This is a genomic window from Okeania sp. SIO3B5, from assembly GCF_010692555.1.
In the GTDB taxonomy this organism is placed as follows: domain Bacteria; phylum Cyanobacteriota; class Cyanobacteriia; order Cyanobacteriales; family Microcoleaceae; genus Okeania.
The window spans coordinates 58,503-75,512 of record NZ_JAAHHG010000003.1; the positions used below are offsets into that span (position 1 = coordinate 58,503).

At 35.0% G+C, this 17,010-nt stretch carries 22 protein-coding genes and 2 pseudogenes; 7 read left to right on the forward strand and 17 right to left on the reverse strand.

Features of this window, described 5'->3' with window-relative positions; all coding sequences use genetic code 11:
- Positions 1–436: 436 nt before the first annotated feature.
- The 5 genes from F6K54_RS00760 (at position 437) to F6K54_RS00780 (ending at position 3,775) form a co-directional block, all read left to right on the forward strand.
- Positions 437–667: a hypothetical protein gene (locus tag F6K54_RS00760; protein WP_293073115.1), complete on the forward strand. Its 231-nt coding sequence runs from the start codon at positions 437–439 to the stop codon at positions 665–667.
- Positions 668–1,658: 991 nt separating this feature from the next.
- Positions 1,659–1,895: a hypothetical protein gene (locus F6K54_RS00765; protein ID WP_293073118.1), complete on the forward strand. Its 237-nt coding sequence runs from the start codon at positions 1,659–1,661 to the stop codon at positions 1,893–1,895.
- Between the two features lie 186 nt (positions 1,896–2,081).
- Positions 2,082–2,300 (forward strand): hypothetical protein, encoded by a 219-nt coding sequence (locus F6K54_RS00770; RefSeq protein WP_293073120.1) that lies wholly within the window; start codon positions 2,082–2,084, stop codon positions 2,298–2,300.
- Positions 2,301–2,904: 604 nt separating this feature from the next.
- Positions 2,905–3,174, forward strand: coding sequence for a hypothetical protein (locus F6K54_RS00775; protein WP_293073123.1), 270 nt, complete (start codon positions 2,905–2,907; stop codon positions 3,172–3,174).
- Between the two features lie 19 nt (positions 3,175–3,193).
- On the forward strand, positions 3,194–3,775 hold the full coding sequence (locus F6K54_RS00780; RefSeq protein WP_293073125.1) for a Coq4 family protein: 582 nt from the start codon (positions 3,194–3,196) through the stop codon (positions 3,773–3,775).
- On the opposite strand, the gene F6K54_RS00785 is transcribed toward F6K54_RS00780, so the two are convergent.
- Entirely contained in the window at positions 3,708–4,067 is a 360-nt protein-coding gene (locus tag F6K54_RS00785; protein ID WP_293073128.1) for an MATE family efflux transporter, read from the reverse strand. The two genes, F6K54_RS00780 and F6K54_RS00785, sit on opposite strands and share 68 nt — an antisense overlap.
- A gap of 306 nt (positions 4,068–4,373) precedes the next feature.
- Here F6K54_RS00785 and F6K54_RS00790 point away from each other — a divergent pair.
- Positions 4,374–4,571, forward strand: a pseudogene (locus F6K54_RS00790) (NUDIX hydrolase); the annotation flags it as partial.
- Positions 4,572–4,644: 73 nt separating this feature from the next.
- Here F6K54_RS00790 and F6K54_RS00795 read toward each other — a convergent pair.
- The 4 genes from F6K54_RS00795 to F6K54_RS00810 all read right to left on the reverse strand — a co-directional run bounded on the left by F6K54_RS00795 (position 4,645) and on the right by F6K54_RS00810 (position 9,718).
- Positions 4,645–6,045 (reverse strand): hypothetical protein, encoded by a 1,401-nt coding sequence (locus F6K54_RS00795; protein WP_293073131.1) that lies wholly within the window; start codon positions 6,043–6,045, stop codon positions 4,645–4,647.
- Positions 6,046–6,224: 179 nt separating this feature from the next.
- Entirely contained in the window at positions 6,225–6,518 is a 294-nt protein-coding gene (locus tag F6K54_RS00800; RefSeq protein WP_293073133.1) for a CD225/dispanin family protein, read from the reverse strand.
- Positions 6,519–6,538: 20 nt separating this feature from the next.
- A complete protein-coding gene (locus tag F6K54_RS00805; protein ID WP_293073136.1) occupies positions 6,539–8,491 on the reverse strand; it encodes a WD40 repeat domain-containing protein in 1,953 nt (650 codons plus the stop codon).
- 33 nt (positions 8,492–8,524) lie between these two features.
- Positions 8,525–9,718, reverse strand: coding sequence for a hypothetical protein (locus F6K54_RS00810; RefSeq protein WP_293073139.1), 1,194 nt, complete (start codon positions 9,716–9,718; stop codon positions 8,525–8,527).
- A gap of 580 nt (positions 9,719–10,298) precedes the next feature.
- On the opposite strand from F6K54_RS00810, the gene F6K54_RS00815 reads away from it, so the two are divergent.
- Positions 10,299–11,138: a phosphodiester glycosidase family protein gene (locus tag F6K54_RS00815; protein ID WP_293073142.1), complete on the forward strand. Its 840-nt coding sequence runs from the start codon at positions 10,299–10,301 to the stop codon at positions 11,136–11,138.
- A 494-nt stretch (positions 11,139–11,632) separates the two neighbouring features.
- Here F6K54_RS00815 and F6K54_RS00820 read toward each other — a convergent pair whose 3' ends face one another.
- The 12 genes and pseudogenes from F6K54_RS00820 to F6K54_RS00870 all read right to left on the reverse strand — a co-directional run bounded on the left by F6K54_RS00820 (position 11,633) and on the right by F6K54_RS00870 (position 16,756).
- Positions 11,633–11,791: a hypothetical protein gene (locus F6K54_RS00820; protein ID WP_293073144.1), complete on the reverse strand. Its 159-nt coding sequence runs from the start codon at positions 11,789–11,791 to the stop codon at positions 11,633–11,635.
- 111 nt (positions 11,792–11,902) lie between these two features.
- Positions 11,903–12,010, reverse strand: a pseudogene (locus tag F6K54_RS00825) (DUF5615 family PIN-like protein); the annotation flags it as partial.
- A gap of 110 nt (positions 12,011–12,120) precedes the next feature.
- Positions 12,121–12,333: a hypothetical protein gene (locus tag F6K54_RS00830; RefSeq protein WP_293073147.1), complete on the reverse strand. Its 213-nt coding sequence runs from the start codon at positions 12,331–12,333 to the stop codon at positions 12,121–12,123.
- A complete protein-coding gene (locus F6K54_RS42540) occupies positions 12,281–12,655 on the reverse strand; it encodes an IS200/IS605 family accessory protein TnpB-related protein (RefSeq protein WP_366558009.1) in 375 nt (124 codons plus the stop codon). Before F6K54_RS42540 ends, F6K54_RS00830 begins: the two co-directional genes overlap by 53 nt.
- Positions 12,645–12,851 carry a hypothetical protein gene (locus tag F6K54_RS00835; protein WP_293073150.1) on the reverse strand — a complete coding sequence of 69 codons (207 nt, stop codon included), beginning with the start codon at positions 12,849–12,851 and terminating at the stop codon, positions 12,645–12,647. Before F6K54_RS00835 ends, F6K54_RS42540 begins: the two co-directional genes overlap by 11 nt.
- A 113-nt stretch (positions 12,852–12,964) precedes the next feature.
- Positions 12,965–13,306 (reverse strand): hypothetical protein, encoded by a 342-nt coding sequence (locus tag F6K54_RS00840; RefSeq protein WP_293073153.1) that lies wholly within the window; start codon positions 13,304–13,306, stop codon positions 12,965–12,967.
- A 169-nt stretch (positions 13,307–13,475) separates the two neighbouring features.
- Positions 13,476–13,706 carry a DUF433 domain-containing protein gene (locus F6K54_RS00845; RefSeq protein WP_293073156.1) on the reverse strand — a complete coding sequence of 77 codons (231 nt, stop codon included), beginning with the start codon at positions 13,704–13,706 and terminating at the stop codon, positions 13,476–13,478.
- Between the two features lie 221 nt (positions 13,707–13,927).
- Entirely contained in the window at positions 13,928–14,404 is a 477-nt protein-coding gene (locus F6K54_RS00850) for a DUF29 family protein (protein ID WP_366558007.1), read from the reverse strand.
- 149 nt (positions 14,405–14,553) lie between these two features.
- Entirely contained in the window at positions 14,554–14,781 is a 228-nt protein-coding gene (locus tag F6K54_RS00855) for a hypothetical protein (protein ID WP_293073162.1), read from the reverse strand.
- Between the two features lie 3 nt (positions 14,782–14,784).
- Positions 14,785–14,976 (reverse strand): BrnT family toxin, encoded by a 192-nt coding sequence (locus tag F6K54_RS00860; RefSeq protein ID WP_366558010.1) that lies wholly within the window; start codon positions 14,974–14,976, stop codon positions 14,785–14,787.
- 87 nt (positions 14,977–15,063) lie between these two features.
- Complete coding sequence (locus F6K54_RS00865; RefSeq protein WP_366558008.1) at positions 15,064–15,192, reverse strand: BrnT family toxin; 129 nt, start codon at positions 15,190–15,192, stop codon at positions 15,064–15,066.
- Positions 15,193–15,388: 196 nt separating this feature from the next.
- On the reverse strand, positions 15,389–16,756 hold the full coding sequence (locus tag F6K54_RS00870) for a UDP-glucose/GDP-mannose dehydrogenase family protein (protein WP_293073165.1): 1,368 nt from the start codon (positions 16,754–16,756) through the stop codon (positions 15,389–15,391).
- Positions 16,757–17,010: the final 254 nt, after the last annotated feature.

The window sequence follows — 17,010 nt, forward strand, 5'->3', positions numbered from 1 at the left end:
CACCTAAACCTATTTTAAGGGAGAAGTCAGAAGTAAAAAACTAAGAAGATTGGACTTACCTCATAGCAAAGGAAACCTCTGTATAACTGCCGTATATAATTTATTCTCTAATAATTTTTGCAGATTTGTTTCAACTTAATCCGGATAGAATGAAAACTTGAAGAAATTAGGATTAATATCATGTCTGGATAATCAGTTATAAAAAAAACCTTCTCCCTTTAAACTTTTCTTTCCCTTCTGCCTTCTGCCTTCCCTCCTCCAAAAGTGTAACTATTCAACCGGACATGATATAAAGTCAACACTTAACAATAAACCGATCGTCGAAGTATACAAAACTCCGGACACTGCAGATTATTTTGGAATTATCAAGTACAATTCCTTCATAAATTCAAGAACTCAGCTAAAGATTACAACTATTTAATTAAAATTATTAGCCATGAGGAAGTTAATTATGCAAGAACCTCGAAAAAAGCCACTTTTTACAGAACTGAACTATAAAGAATCTACCTACATAAATGGTGGTTACAATGAAAATTATCAATATCGCCGTAATTTTTTAGGTTTTCAACTTTGTCCTCGTAGTTATTATGGTGATAACCGCTACTCTTCTGACTACCAACGTTATAATTCTAATTACTATAAAGGGAATATAAAAGGCTACTACTAAAGTATTTTTTTGTGTCTATACCTCTATCGATTAAAGCACAATTAATTTTAAGTTTATAGTAATTACTAAGTAGTTAAGTACGATTATACAGTGCTGAATATTGTGCTGCAAAAAATATTTACCTGCAAGATTGCACTTTTACAGCAGATTCCACTTTAATGAGGTACACCCGTCGCGGGCAAGATGCCCGCACTTGCATTCATTTAATTGTTAATCTCTGTACTTCATGTACCACCGAATCTGCTTTCATTAATGGATAATTGATAGTGGATAATTGATAATGGATAATTGATAATTACCTCTGGTTAAAACCGTTACGGAATTGAATATAAGGAGATATTATTTCTTCTCTTAGTCGATTGGATATGGCTCCGAGACCTCACCATCCCACCCTACGGGAAGCTACGCTAACGACCGCTTTTTTTCCCCTTAAAAGGGGAGGCTTTAAACCAGAATTATTTAATAATTAATAATTAATAATTAATAATTCGGTAAATATAGCATTTTTAATAGCTGATTAAATCTAAAAGTATTTACAAATAAAGGTTTGAGCCTTTTTGGAGTCGAATTGCAGTGCGCCTGTTTCAGTCTAAAACCCTCAAAAAGGAGCGTATTTTAGGCGCATAGTTGGGCAGAAAAATTATTCTTACAAAACTTAGCTCCTACCTCCTCTAAGTACCCCGTTCCTCCTGTCTTCCCCTCCCCTCCTGGGAGGGGCGAGGGGTGGGTTGTCTCCTACCCTCACCCATAAGACTTTTGAGCGCAAACCCTAAATAATATTATGTCCGGATAATTAGTGATCAAAAAACTTTATCCCTTCTAATCTTTTCTTCCCTTCTAATCTTTTCTTCCCTTCTGCCCTCAGCATAGCTGCCTTCATTGTAACTATTCAATCGGACATGATATAACTCAGACAAATAATTATCCGGATATTACCCACTTATGAAGAATACTTAACTGTAATTCCTCCTATATATAGGAATTATTAAACATGACAAATGTAATTAAACTTGAGGAAAATCTTCATGCAAGAAACAAAAAAATAATCAACTATTTACTGACATTTCTTCAGAAGAATCTGCCACTATTAATGGTGGTCATGGCTATTATCATCGTCGGCATTACAGTTATGGCTATCGTCGTTATTACCGTAGTCGGCCTGTACGTTACTACTCCCGTCGTCGCTACTATGGCTATAGGTATAACTGCTACTAATTTCAACTTATGAGTTGAATTCAAAAGCACTTGAAAAATGCTTTTTAGCAAGCTCTCAAGAGTTGCTAATCAAAAAAAAAAGTTATCCGGATGCTGGAGTGCACCAACGAAAAATACAATTAGAAACAACAAGATAGTTAAATAAATATCGATAATTTTTAACCGTCTTGTAAACACAATTAATCAAGAGGATAATCTTATGCAAGAAACTCAAAACACTGAATTATTTTCCGAGCTTTCTACCGAAGAATCTGCCACTATTAATGGTGGTCATAATTTCGATGATTGTTACGGTTATGGTAGTTCTCGACGTTATTATCGTCGCCCTGTTAGTTATCACTACCGTAGTTATTACTATAATCGTCCTGTACGTTACAGCTACGGTTATCGCAGTTATGGACGTTACGATTGCGACTAAAAATTAGCTATCTAATTCCAACTTTTTAAGTCTAATTTTTAGTTAAATTAAATTTAGCACCTATAGTTTTATAGGTGCTTTTTTATAACAATTGAATTCTGAATACTGGAATTTAGACTAATTGACACTCTCATTGTTAAATCAAAGATTATAACGGGAGATTCTTGTTTTGCTGAGGCAAAGCTGCGCTAACCCAGATTTTTAACTAGGCAACAAATCAAACAAGTTGAGTTGTACCCCCGTTTATCAAGCGCCAATTATTAGGTGTGTGGAGGGAAAATATTTACTTTTCCTCTCTGTTGCGGATGTCGCAATAGTCATTTCATTTTCTCAAGCACCAATTATTAGGTGTGTGGAGGGAAAATATTTACTTTTCCTCTCTTTGTTGCGGATGTCGCAATAGTCATTTCATTTTCTCAAGCACCAATTATTAGGTGTGTGGAGGGAAAATATTTACTTTTCCTCTCTGTTGCGGATGTCGCAATAGTCATTTCATTTTCTTAAGCACCAATTATTAGGTGTGTGGAGGGAAAATATTTACTTTTCCTCTCTTTGTTGCGGATGTCGCAATAGTCATTTCATTTTCTCAAGCGCCAATTATTAGGTGTGTGGAGGGAAAATATTTACTTTTCCTCTCTTTGTTGCGGATGTCGCAATAGTCACTTCATTTTCTCAAGCACCAATTATTAGGTGTGTGGAGGGAAAATATTTACTTTTCCTCTCTGTTGCGGATGTCGCAATAGTCACTTCATTTTCTCAAGCACCAATTATTAGGTGTGTGGAGGGAAAATATTTACTTTTCCTCTCTGTTGCGGATGTCGCAATAGTCACTTCATTTTCTCAAGCACCAATTATTAGGTGTGTGGAGATGTAACAAACCCATACTGACACTTATGTTTTCAATTCGGATAGCAAAAAATTGGTCTACTACGACTATTCAGATGAGAAATATAGAAAACAGGATAGTCCCTCCACCCCAACCTCTCTGCTTAACTGACTTCCATACTCTTTGTCAAGAGCGCTATCTCCCGCCGAAGCCCTCTCCTGAAGACTTGGCTCATTTTCCCCCCAATACTTTAGGTGGTGCTTATTTCCAATATATGTGCGATGGAAAATTTTATGAATTTGACAAAAATCCGACGACCCCGAACTCAGAGAGTGAGTGGCTTATGGGTTTGTTGCGTCAGACTCATGATTTTTTCCATTTGATGGCAGAAATTTATCATTATGGTTGGGATGGAGGATTTGTTGTTTATAACGATCCCAAATCTTATGAACGAGATTTACTTGTTCATGCTGAAGAAATATGTATCTATAGTTTCATACTTGGTCAATGTCGCCTGAAAGCTGCTATTCCAATTGTGGCTGAATGGAGCAATACTGTTATGAAAAATGGTTCTATATGGGTTAAAGATGCTTATCAGTTATGGCTTGAGTCTCAAAATTATGAAACTGTAACCCAAAAATTGGGGTAGTATGGAGGAAATGAAATCCTAAATCCTCCAATGGAATTTGAAATATCAAGATCCCAAACCCTAAAGTTAGTGCCATCAGTCCGTTTCGCAGCAAAATCAGTTGCTGCATTTCTTCATATTCTTGTCCTGTTGCCTGAGCAGTTAAACCAGTCGTTCCCATGGGCAAGAAGCTAAAACCGTAAAAAAGACTGTCAAATATAGTAAGTGTTAATGTGACAGCCGTCAGATGTTCGATATCTTTCAAGTGTCCTAAAAAAGCCACGCTGAAGAGGCCAGTTAGAGGCACTGTCATATTATATCATGTCCGGATAATTAGTGATAAAAAACTTTCTCCTTCAACTCCAGTTATTCTTCTTCCAACTTCAGTCTTCCCTCCTGACTCCTGACTCCTGACTCCTGACTCCTAAGTCGTTATTTATTTATAACTGTTCAACCGGACATGATATTAGAGAGAATATTGGCAATGGCCAATTTGAAAAAAACATACATACTAATATCATGTCCGGTTAAATAATTAGACTTTGGTGGAAGGAACGCAGAAGCTTTTTCCCATTGTCACCTTAATTTTATACACGCTCCGATGCTACCGGAGATGATATTAGATCAACTTTATGCAAGTATTTTAGGAAACAATTTTTCAGATTATTCTAATTTTCGTGCCAAACTACTAAAGTTAGGTTTCTTATCTGATACTGGGGTAAAAACATCTCGGGGTGCAGGTAGACCAGCTAGTCTTTATCGATTTAATTCTGAGGCATTCGCTTTAATTAAAGATAAACCTTTAATATTTATTTGATTGATAAGGAATTGAGAAAAAATTGAGACCTAGAAGCAATCTCTTCAACTTTAGGGTATCTATAGAGATTGCTTCAGGAATTACTTTGACATTCCTTTTTATTTTTTCTGTTTATAATTTTTGCTTTGATAGTCAAAGTTTCCTGGTTGTCAGATTGAGCAACTCCTAAGTCTAGGAGATAATTTTGTAACTTTAATATTTCTTCAAGTTCCTGGTTGCGAAGTTGAGCGTTCCTTAAGTATTCGATATAATCTTTTGGTTTTGATGTATCTCCAATTTCCTGGTTGCCAAGTTGAGGGTTCTTGAAGCCTTCGATATAATCTTTTGACTTTAATATATCTTCAATTTCCTGGTTGCCAAGTTTAGTATCCCCTAAGTTTAGGAAATATTTTTGTGGCTTTGATAGATTTCCTACTTTCTGGTCGCGAAGTTGAGCGATCGCCAAGTCTAGGGGATGATCTTGTAGCTTTAATATATCTCCATACAGGTTAATAGTATAGTTAACAGGTTCACTTAGTTCTTCTCTTTTTGGCAAATTTTCCCATTTTTCGTTGGATTCTAATATTAAGTAACCATTCAGGAATATTGCTGCATTTGGATACTCTTTTTGTAGCTTTTTGAGAACATTATCTATATCTTTTTTGCTCTCAAATCTTATATTTTTCTCCTTAGTAGTAGTACAGTCATATACTTTTGATTGATATATGTGTGGCCAAATCAAGATTGGTATCACTATCATTATAGTCAATATGAAACCAAGAGAATATAGTCTTATTGAAGACTTACTAATTTCCTGGCGCAAGATTCTCAGCAGATAGATTATTCGATCGTATAGTTGATAGCCAAATTTGGCTAGGTAATCTTGCCAGATTCTCAGCAGATAGATTATTTGCTCGTATAGTTTGCCAAGTTTGGCTAGGTAAATTTTTAGTGAGAAGGGAGTAGGTGGTGGTATTGGAGGTTTAGGATCGATCTTAAATTTTTCTATTTCTTCGAGTTGTAAGGCTCTACTAGAAGCATCCATACTGAAAGATAACTGGTAAGAAGGAATAGCTGGATGTGGATCGCGATGCTCCCAAAATTCTGTGTATCCTTCTATCAATTTCTGATGAACTTCCTCCATATTTTTTGGGGAAATCAAAACATTTTCTTGACTTTTAATTCCCTGAATAACCACTCCTTCAATTATAAGTATTTCTCTCCCAAATTGATCTTTAAGAATCTCATCTCCTTCTTGAAAATTTAGGTCTTTTTGTGTGGCTTTTAAGATTCGATAAACTATCGTGAAATCTCCTACTTTTGAACCAAAAATTTGTCTAATAAATCCCTTTCCTGGTTCTACTAAATCTCCTTTCGTCACTCTTGCCAATAAGTTACCAGTCTTAGCTTCACAGATGAAATCAGGAGCTACAACTGTTCTGTAGTCAAGATAGCGGTTACGGCTTACTAAAAAAGGCCAAACTTCAATACTCATAGTTATAATTTAATAAATTTAGATTTTATATTGATGATTATTAATAACCTTTCACAGAAGTCAAAAGTTAAAAAAAACTATACCTCACAACTCTAAAAACTGCTACATTTATATTTGTATAATACCAATTTCATCAAATATTACTACAGTGCTTTATTCTCCTACTAGGAGCCTATAGATTAAGATGGTAACGAGCTTTTTTGAACGTAGTCTAAAACTCGAACCAGAACCAGAAGTATTGCCACTGGTATGAAACCAAACCAAAACCATTTCTTAGCACTTTTTGATGCTTTATCTGCTCCTTGATAGTCTGCCAATTGCAGTCGTGTCTTAGCTTGAGCTTTATAAACAATAGCAACAATTCCAAGTGGTAAACAAAACACTGCTAACTGTTCAAGTGCCAAACAGCATGGAAGAGTTAGTAAAATTGCTTGCGTTAGATAGTTAGTAAAATTTTGTTTTGTAGTTGTCATAGGTTTACTTAAACTGTATTTTATACAATTTGCCAAATTTTAATCGTTTTGTCATCACTGCCACTAGCTAAGGTCTGATTATCTGGACTAAAAGCTAGGGTGGTGATAATACCAGTGTGCCCGGTTAAAGCAGTTTTTAAAGTTCCGGTTGATAAATTCCAAACCTTGATTGTGCAATCATTACTTCCACTGGCAAGGATGTGGTTATCTGGACTAATCGCCAGAGACCAAATTGCTCCGGTGTGTCCTTCCAAATTATACCTGAGATTCCAGGTTTTCGTATCCCACACATAGATAGTTTTGTCTCCACAACCACTAACCAACATTTTACCATCTGAACTAAAGGCTAAAGCTTTGATAAAACTAGGATGCTTGAGGGCAAGAAATTTCAGAAATTTATCATTTTTAATGGGCAGTTCCCAAATCAGCATTTTCTTGTCTGTACCAGCAGTAGCTAAAGTTTGCCCATTGGGAGAAACAGCAAGAGCATAAACATAGCCTTGATGTTCGCTTAAACTGTGTATTACTCTGGCATGATTAGTTTTTAACTGCCAGACTTTCACAGTTCGATCTCGACTACCACTAATCAGTGTGCTCCCGTCAGGACTAACAACAAATCCATCGATCGGTTCGGAATGTTCCTTCAACGGTTTATACAAGAGTTTTCCTGTATTGGCATCCCATACCTTAATACTTTTATCTGCACTCGCAGTAAACAGCAGTTTATCGTCCTGACTAAGATTTGCTAGTACCCAACCTGATTTTTCCTGCACAATTTTTTTCTGTAAATTTCCCCGTGCAACATCCCAAAACAGAACTTTTCTGTCATCGCTGGAACTGAAAAGAGTTTTACCATCAGATGTGAAACCAACCGAACACACTACTTTTTCATGTTTTGTTAAATTATGGATGGGTTCAGGAGCAAAAAGAACTTCTCCTCCTAAATTAGCTTCTGGAAATCTCTCCTCAAAATCTTTGAGATGTTTCAAGAAAATAATAACCAAGTGCTTAAGTGCTGTTTCCCAATCTCTCACTTCTTGTAAATATTTTTCTTTATCTGGATGAGCTAGTTCGTTTAAAACAAACTGATGAATTAGGTAATCTAAAGAAGGAAAAGAATTTTTAAATAAATCCCACACGGGAATTTTTTCTGAGGATGCTTTTGAGGCTTTAATATCAGTTTTTACCCCATCAATTAATACATAAGCAATAGGAATTTCTAACTGGAAAGGTTTAGGAATTGCACCTGGTTTCTTTTTCATCGAACCATCATCCTGGAGGGTTGCAAAGTCCATACCAATAGAACTTACAGGAATTAGACGTACTGGAGAACCAGCTTTGATTCTACTATGAACTACATTCTTAAAGTCATCGACTTTTTCTAGCAGAAATTCTGTTATTTCTGAGAGCTTATAATTATCTTTAAGCAAATCCCACTTACTGATAATAAAATGAACGGGGGTGTCTCTTTTACAGAGATTTACCAATTGCATCATGTTAGGTAAATCTCTTAGCAATAATTGTCTAACTGCTTCATTATCTAGGTCTTTTCCTTGCGTTAATTTCAACAATTTCAGACCATCAATCATCACCAACACTGCATTTGCTTTCGAGACTTCTTGTTGAAAATCCAAAATGTCGTATTCACCTTCTAATATATCTGTAAGTATGGAGCCTGGATAGTCAGTATAGGTAAACTGACAAACTGGAAACTTTTCAAGAGCAAGATTTGTGACGCAACAAGTAAATATTGTCTCTGTTACATATATTGTTGTACCCGGCCAATCTTTATTTGGATCGTCTATTTTTGAATAAATTTCATTCAGTTTAATACGTTGCGGATGATTGGGGACTTCCAGGAAAAATCTTTCGCTGGTTGGAGTAGATAATTGCCTAAAAAAACTAGCTAAAAATACTGTTTTGCCCGATCCAGATGGTCCTAAAGTAATAATATTGTAATTTTTCATATTCATTTCTTAACTTTTAATTTTCATAATGATGATACTTCATTGCTTTAGTTTATCTACGATAATTTCAGAGTCAGGAAAATCTTCGGTTAGTTTATTACTAATATATATAAAAGTTGTAATAGCACTTTTAAGGGCTGTTGTTTCATCATTGATTTTTAAAATAGATTCATCTCTTATTTCACGAAGTTCAGCTAATTGTTTATCATTTTTTTGAAGTCTTTTCTGAACTCTTGCGAATACTAAGTCATCAACTTTTTTGAGTGCTTCTTTTATAAATTTGATTAATAATTGTTCCTCATACTTCTCTTCATCTAAGATAACTGAAACTAAAAAATTAAGAGTTATATCAATCAACATCTTGAATTTTAATGTTGCTCTTAAGAATTGATTTAATATACTATCTTCACCAATATTTTTGTCGTTAATATTAGTTAGTCGTTTAAGATTTACCTGAACCTCTTTCTCTAAAATATCTGGTATAACACAAGATACAGGAACTCCCATGTGAAAAGGACGTGGAATTGAACCTGCAATCTTTTTCATACTTCCATCAGGTTGAGGTGTTGCAAAACCAGAACCTATTGAACTTACTGGAATCAGGCGTACTGGAGAACCTTCTTTATTTCGATTAACAACTAATTCTTTAAACTCAGGAATTTTTAGGAGGTGATCGCTTATTTCTTTTAAACCAAAATTATCATTTTCCAGCAAATCCCATTTACTAATTACAAACTGAATTGGTGCTTGACAATAGGACATCCACTTAATTATTGGTGGTAAATCTTCGTTTAAAAAATTATCAATCTTTTGTTCATTATTATTATTCATTAATGCTTGAATTTTTTGACCATCTAAAAGACCCAAAATTGCATCAGCTTGTTTGATTATTTCTTGTAGCTGATAATCTTCTTTATCCATTCTTGTGAAACGATCGCCAGCATAATCAAAATAAATAAACTCACAAATTGGAAAGTTTTCCAGGTTAGGGTTCCTGATACAACAAGTAAACCTCCACTCATCTATATTACCAGCAATATTCGCTCTAGGCCATTTTCCTCCAGCGATCAATTCTGTATAAATTTGATTGAGTCGCCTCTGTTGGTTGAAATCCTCAGCTTCAAGATAGAAACCATATTCTCCTTGGGTTGATAATGACCTAAACATACTGGCCATAAATACAGTTTTGCCTGCACCAGACGCTCCTAAAGTTAATATTTTGTAACTTTTCATTACCTAAATTTCCTCTGAAAATAGAATCATGCCAAGTGTAATATTACTAGAGTAATTTCAACAGTTTTTTTAGATATTCTGAGTCTAGCATTACTTTTTAAGCTGAGGTAAGAAACTGTCTGTAAGTCTTGCTTGACGATAATTTTAGGGAAAATTATATTGAAATAATTGAAATAGGGATACTTAAGTAAAAATATATTAAATTTTTCAAACTTTTTTTGATTTGGATAAATTTAGATGTTTTGAAGAAGGATATTTACAAGGAATTGAGATTTTAGCCTTTTACAAAAGTTTTCAAGTCAATGAACCACAGAAAAAAATGATAATCCTGTAAGGACGTTGCATTCAACTTCCCTATCATTGTAAACATTCAGCTATTAGCTGTCAGCTTTCAGCAATAAAAACTTCTACCTTAAAGAGGATATTTAAACGAATATAGACTTGAAAACTGGCTTTTGTAGCAAGATTCATTCTAAATAATAAAGCTTTTATCAGAAACTAAAAGCAATAGCTTATAGCTTATAGCTGAGGGCTGAATGCTTACCTATCATTTGTCAAAAATATTTATCAAATTAGTATAATGAACAAAAAAAGTCTAACTTTAACCGGATTATTTTTAACAACGTTCCTCCTAATAACAATAAACTTATTTTCTGCCCAAAATGCCGAAAGTAAATCACAAAACCCCCTATCTCTTGGTTTCCAAATTATTAACAATTCTCAGGGAACAACTCTTTATCAAAAAGATTTAGATTATGTACAAGTTGCTGATTTAACTCAAGGTGCAAAAATTAATTTTATCTATGGAAATATCACAGACTTAGGTACTAAAAAAGGAGCTTACGGCGGTAACGATCCACAATTTGAACGTCAGAAAATATCACAAGTATGGTCTAACTTATATTCAGAAAATTCAAGTTTATTTTGCATCACTAATGGTCAATTTTTTAGAAATGATAAAAACTCCTCTACAGGATTAGCATTTCCTGTCAAGTCAGATGGAATTATAGTTAGTGATGGTTATGCAGGAGAAATAGAATTTCCTGATGAAAAGTTAATGCTAGAAGTCTGGAAAGATAGAGCATTAATAAGTAAGTTTCAGCCAAAAAATTTGCAATTATCAACAGCACCTAATCTTATTGTTGGTTTACAGGAAAATGCAGATAAAGGAGTAGAAAATCAAACAGGTAGAACATTTATTGGAGTTAAAGATAAAGATGGCGATCGCCTCAATGAAACAATTTTAATTTTTACTTCTAAACAAGCAACTCAACCCCATGCAACTCAAGTTTTAAAAAGTTTCGGTGCCACTCAAGTAATAATGTTAGATGGTGGAGGTTCTACACAATTAATTTGTCAGGGGAATAATTATATAACTTCACCAAGAACCCTACCTCAAATGATTGCTATATTAGGGTAGTTTTATGAAGATTTGGTAAATTTATTGAGACTTTTTAGGTGTTTATTTACAGCGCTTTTCAAGTCGATGAACCACATCTTCACAAACAAAACCTTGTAGGGACATTCCATGGAACGTCCCTACAGTGGTTTACTCAAATGAAAACTGCTGTAAAGATTCGGTGTGGGAGTAATTTTTCTAATTTGTAACGATATGGAGAAAAGTTTAGATAAAGTTCAATAGCTTTTTGATAAGAAGCGATCGCCTCTTCTTAGTTACATTTATTGCTACAATTAAAGAATTTTAACAAGTTTACAGACTGATTATACTAATTTTCCAATGAAATTATACGCAATCTTTAGGGGTTAACAGCCGTTAACCCCTACTATCTATGATATAGCGTTTTTGAGTAAGTCCTGTTTACTAATTTTCCCCAGAGGAATTTCTGGAATTAACTCCTCAAATTTCGCCAATTCCATCCTTATCTTTTCATTTCGCTAAATCTATTCATATCGCTAATCACTAATTTCCACAATAGCTTCTCCAACTTCTAGCATTCGTAATGCTTCAGCAAAAGTATTGCTCAAAATTAGTCGCAGGTTTCTGTTAGTAACATTCCCACAAGTCAACCAAAGAATTTGAGGAGGAGTTCCTAAACGATTAACTAATATCATGTCCGGATAATTAGTTATAAAAAAACTTTCTCCTTCAACTCCAGTTCTTCTTCTTTCTTCCCTCTTTCCTCCTGACTCCTGACTCCTGAGGACTGACTCCTCCGTAGTTATTTATTTATAACTGTTCAACCGGACATGATATAACTCGACAAAATCACTGTCTTTACTAACAATAACTACACCAGGGTTTCTTGCAGCATTGAAAATATCTATATCTTCAGCATCTCGTAACCGTACGAATTAAACTGTAGAAAATTGCAGTTGTTAAATTCTTGATATTGGATTAACCAATATAGGCGCTCTCGGCACAGCTCACTATTCCCTCGCCACTAAATGCCTCTGGGAATTTCTTTCTGATTATCGCATATACTGCCATTAATATCGGCATTAATCACTTTACCTGTTCCACTTCTAAACAAACCGCGTTTGACTCGTTTTCCCACATAATTCTCATGGCGTATGGGCAATTCTAGGTCAAGTGCAGAAGTTTTACTGGTGTAACAATCTTGCTGTTTCCATAACTTTGATGCCAGCAAGTTCACATTTATAAGTTATCTGTTGAATTAGCTTAGAGTGCGGTATTTGGGTAAAGTTTTGATTGTTTTTTTTACATAAGTTTGCACCTTGTTTCCAGTTATCATTTTTTCCAATTACTACAGTACCAATATTATTAGTCACTAAATAATTAACCACTAACTTGCTGGTGTTATGCAGGTAATTCTCGACAAAACGATTTCGGTGATAGGTTAACGCTTCAATCTTACGACTGGTTTTTCTGTTGCCTTTGAGGTGACTTTGGTACTTAGCTTTACGCTTGTTATATAATTGATTGACGCTTTTTAGTGGCTTCCCGTTAATCAGCAGTGGTTTGACACCAGGCTGGCTTTGTAGATAGAGCGACTATACGGTCAATTCCTAAATCTATTCCTGCTACATATGTGGACTCCATCCGTGGTTGGGATGTTTTTTCATATACTACTTCAATTATATAGCAACCAGTGGCAGGTACTATTCTGACTTCAACTACAGTATCCACAACTACAGGTATGCATGATTTCACTCATTGATAAGTGACAAATACCATTCTTCAAAGGGGCTTTATAGACTGATTCCTTTGAATAGATAACTACATTTCTACCTTTGGTTTTGTCCTTATATTTGGGTATTTTGGGCTTACCCAAAAACTTCCCTGGATGTGCGTGACCATTCTTTTATCGCCTGAAAATAACCACGCCAAGTTGCAATCAAGGATTTGATTATTTGTTTTGATACTTTAGTTGGTAATGCTCTGTAAGCATCGCTATCTTTGGTGGTGTGGTAAAGTTTAGTTAAATCCAGACTATGACCAGTACAAAAAAAATGCTGACGACAGTAATAATTAGCCAAATTATACAAGTTTTTTGACTTAAAGGCTAAATCATCGCACAACTGCCAATACTGGTGTGCTTGTCTAATAATATGTCTGTCAACAACTCTCATTGGACGCTCAACTCCCACTCGGCTTTGTGGTAACAAAAGTTAATTCTATTATGTTAGAACACTTTTATTGATTTTACAACTATTTTCTACGGTTTAAGTTTAACAGTTAATTACCCCAAATCTCTAAGAGCTGTAGCATTAACATGAAAAGTTTCGACCAACCAATTAGCTAAATTTGGAGGAAGTTGGGCATCAATCCAAAAATTCATACTGTTAACTTAGGGATATTAGTTCGTCGGGAAGCAAACAACAAACAAGCTTGAATATCCTCCGCTTCCAAGTCTGGAAAATCTTCTAAAATTTCTCCAATACCAACATTTTCTGCCAGCATCTCTAAAATATCAGAAACACGAATTCGCATTCCTCGAATGCAAGGTCTCCCTCCACATTGTTTGGGGTTATAAGTAATTCGATTAAGCAAACTATTTGCAGTCATTTTAGTTGAATTTATTGCTACAATTAAACAATTTTAACAGGAATTACCATAAATTATCAATTACTTCCCCCCTTCATACCTGTTCCGTGTTCCCTATTCCCTCTTTTCTGAAGATATCTAATATTTACTCCTTCTTCCTTCTTCCCTCTTCCCTCTTTTCTAAAGATATCTAATATTTACTCCTTCTTCCTTCTTCCCTCTTCCTTCTTTCTTATCGCCAACTATTTAAAATTCCAATCCTCACCACCAGGCAATTTACAAAACTCATCATTAATCACATCTCGCAAATCTTCTCTTGAATAATTGTACGTCAAACTTATCAATCTATTAGCTATATCTATAATTTTCACTTTATCCACAATTTGATGTAATTGATGAGGCTTATAAATACCTCCTTTTACTTCCACACTAGCCTCAAAAATAGCATCTTTAAAAGCATTCTCTAAATCCATTTCCCAATCATCTATATTAATATAATAAGATGTTTTATTAGCCTTAATATTCAATCGTTGAATCTTCAACACTGAATCTCTAATTGATGCTACCCAAGAATTAGTTAGACGCTGTTCAACTTGATTTTTAATTAAATGTACTAATAACCTAACTAAAAAACTTTCAATTTTTTGTAAAATTTGTTCTTTGCTCATCCACTCCCATTCATCTACTATTGCTAACGCATCATCATATCGACCTTCCATAATACTTAGTTTTAAATCAATTAATTCTTGACTCATAAGATAAAATATTGTATTAATTAATAAAATTACTATTAGAAATCTCCAAAAATCAAAAATAAAATCAATTATCCTACAGAAATTATCAGTTATTTTTCCCTATTTCCTATTCCCTATTCCCCATTCCCTCTTTTCTGGAGATGTCTATTCTTTAGTTTACTTTCTTTTGTAACTCTAATTAAAAATCGCAGTGCTTCATTCACTGCCTCTGCGTTAGGAAACATTTCTGCAACATCAAGATCTAACTTAATTATTGTCTCCCCAAAACTTTTACGTTTAGCACCCATTTTTCTGATTTTTAAACTTTTTAAGTCATATTCTGACCGTAATTCATCTTCCATTTTTTAACTCTCCTCGTATGCTTTTCGTTCTTTATTTGTAGCTTTTCTCACACTAATAATCCTAATTCTGTTATTTCTTTCAGTGTAAGAAACTAATAACAAACGACCCTGTACCGATTCTCCTATTATAATGTAACGATGTTCATTGTAGGAATGATCTGGATCTTCAACAATGAATAATGAATAATGAATAATGAATAATTAATAATTACCTATCCTTGAAAACGGATAGGATTGATTCAAAGGATTTTTTTTTCTTTTTCATCCTTGAAAGAAGAGGCTTTAAACCTTAATTATTCGGTAAAAATCCACATATAAAGGGTCTTTAAAAACAGTTTTTGCTTCTGCAAATGAGACTCCATGTTTAGATAGATTCGACTCAGCTTTTTGTTCATTCCATTCAAATTCCATAATAAGTTTGCTGATAATATCACATCCAGATAATTAGATACCTCCAGAAAAGACGAAGGTAGGGACATTGCATGCAACATCCCTACAGAGTAGGGAGTAGGGGAAAAATTTAGGAGTGCTCCGTAGAACACCCCTACACAATATTTTGTTGAAAATTATACTAGCTGAAAGCTGATAGCTGAAAGCTGATAGCTATTTAATGCCCAATTCCCACATATTGAAAACCAGCAGCTTCCAACTCTTTACGATCGCAGAAATTACGTCCATCAACAAATAAATTATGCTCCATAGACTTCACCATCTTAGCGTAATCTAATGTCTCAAACTGTTTCCAGTCAGTCACCAACACCAAAGCATCACAACCATCAGCAAGTCTTTCTGGATCTGTTTCCACTACTACTCCCGTCAAACCATGACGCATACCAGACTGAGAAATAATCGGATCGTAAGCTTTCACCTTTGCCCCCAACCTGTTCAACTCCTGAATCAAATCTAGAGAAGGTGCATCCCGCATATCATCAGTATCAGGCTTAAACGTCAAACCCAATAACCCAATAGTCTTACCCTTAAGAATTTTCAGTGCCTGCTGTAACTTATCTATTGCAATCATGCGTTGACGCTTATTCACCTCAATTGCTGATTTCAACAACTGTGCCTCACAACCATAGTCATCAGCAGTATGCACCAAAGCAGAAACATCTTTCGGGAAACAAGAACCACCCCAACCAATACCAGCTTGTAAAAACTTATTACCAATGCGAGAGTCTAAACCAATACCCTTAGACACCTGAGTCACATCTGCACCGACGCGATCGCAAATATTAGCAATCTCATTCACAAAACTAATCTTAGTTGCCAAAAAAGAATTAGCAGCATACTTAATCATCTCTGCCGAACTCAAATCTGTTGTCACCACTGGCACTGGTGGGAGTGACTGATCATCACCATACTTACGTTCAACCAGAGGAGTATAAAGCTCCAACATCATATCTAGTGCCTTTTGACTATTACTACCCAATACTATGCGGTCTGGATTAAAAGTATCGAATATAGCGGAACCTTCGCGCAAAAACTCTGGGTTACTAACCACATCAAATTCAGCTTCAATATCTGTACCGGAGCCACCTTCCTCTTTTTTCCGTTCTTCAACTCCATCTAAAACAATTCTTCGTACCCAGTCACCAGAACCAATAGGTACAGTTGATTTATTAACAATTACCTTATAACCTGTAGTCAAATGAGCGCCTATCCCCTTAGCCACTGCCTCAACATAACGAGTATCGCTTTCCCCTGTAGGGAGTGGGGGAGTACCAACAGCAATAAATAAGATATCGCCATGATTGACTCCAGCTTTTATGTCAGATGTAAACTCTAGAGTTCCTGCTTTGGTGCAACCTTGCATCAGTTCAGATAACCCCGGTTCGTAGATTGGAGACTGTCCTGATTTTAAGAGTTTAACTTTCTCCTCGTTGTTGTCTACGCAAATTACATGATGTCCTGTATGAGAAAGACAAACTCCTGTAACTAAGCCAACGTAACCAGTACCAATAACGCAAACACGCATATTTATATCCTCAAAATTTTTAACAGGAAAAAAAACTTATAAATGGATAATGGATAATTGATAATTGATAATTAATTCATTATCAATTAATAAGCAGCTAAACAAAATAAATTACAAATTTTAGGGTAAGCATTTCCTAGGTCATGCTGCGCAAACAGCTATTAGCTGTCAGCTAGCCTCCTCCGGAGGAACTGCAGACTTCAGCAACAAGACTCTCTCATATAGGACAGTGTTTAAATTAATAACTGACTTTA

Bases quoted from the DNA above. Each gene is read 5' to 3' on its own strand.
- F6K54_RS00845 (WP_293073156.1), bottom strand. From the start codon at position 13,706: ATGACTGCAAATAGTTTGCTTAATCGAATTACTTATAACCCCAAACAA.
- F6K54_RS00785 (WP_293073128.1), bottom strand. From the start codon at position 4,067: ATGACAGTGCCTCTAACTGGCCTCTTCAGCGTGGCTTTTTTAGGACAC.
- F6K54_RS00820 (WP_293073144.1), bottom strand. From the start codon at position 11,791: ATGATATTAGTTAATCGTTTAGGAACTCCTCCTCAAATTCTTTGGTTG.
- F6K54_RS00795 (WP_293073131.1), bottom strand. From the start codon at position 6,045: ATGAGTATTGAAGTTTGGCCTTTTTTAGTAAGCCGTAACCGCTATCTT.
- F6K54_RS00765 (WP_293073118.1), top strand. From the start codon at position 1,659: ATGACAAATGTAATTAAACTTGAGGAAAATCTTCATGCAAGAAACAAA.
- F6K54_RS00760 (WP_293073115.1), top strand. From the start codon at position 437: ATGAGGAAGTTAATTATGCAAGAACCTCGAAAAAAGCCACTTTTTACA.
- F6K54_RS00800 (WP_293073133.1), bottom strand. From the start codon at position 6,518: ATGACAACTACAAAACAAAATTTTACTAACTATCTAACGCAAGCAATT.
- F6K54_RS00780 (WP_293073125.1), top strand. From the start codon at position 3,194: ATGTTTTCAATTCGGATAGCAAAAAATTGGTCTACTACGACTATTCAG.
- F6K54_RS00855 (WP_293073162.1), bottom strand. From the start codon at position 14,781: ATGGAAGATGAATTACGGTCAGAATATGACTTAAAAAGTTTAAAAATC.
- F6K54_RS00870 (WP_293073165.1), bottom strand. From the start codon at position 16,756: ATGCGTGTTTGCGTTATTGGTACTGGTTACGTTGGCTTAGTTACAGGA.
- F6K54_RS00770 (WP_293073120.1), top strand. From the start codon at position 2,082: ATGCAAGAAACTCAAAACACTGAATTATTTTCCGAGCTTTCTACCGAA.
- F6K54_RS00810 (WP_293073139.1), bottom strand. From the start codon at position 9,718: ATGAAAAGTTACAAAATATTAACTTTAGGAGCGTCTGGTGCAGGCAAA.
- F6K54_RS00865 (WP_366558008.1), bottom strand. From the start codon at position 15,192: ATGGAATTTGAATGGAATGAACAAAAAGCTGAGTCGAATCTATCTAAA.
- F6K54_RS00805 (WP_293073136.1), bottom strand. From the start codon at position 8,491: ATGAATATGAAAAATTACAATATTATTACTTTAGGACCATCTGGATCG.
- F6K54_RS00815 (WP_293073142.1), top strand. From the start codon at position 10,299: ATGAACAAAAAAAGTCTAACTTTAACCGGATTATTTTTAACAACGTTC.
- F6K54_RS00850 (WP_366558007.1), bottom strand. From the start codon at position 14,404: ATGGAAGGTCGATATGATGATGCGTTAGCAATAGTAGATGAATGGGAG.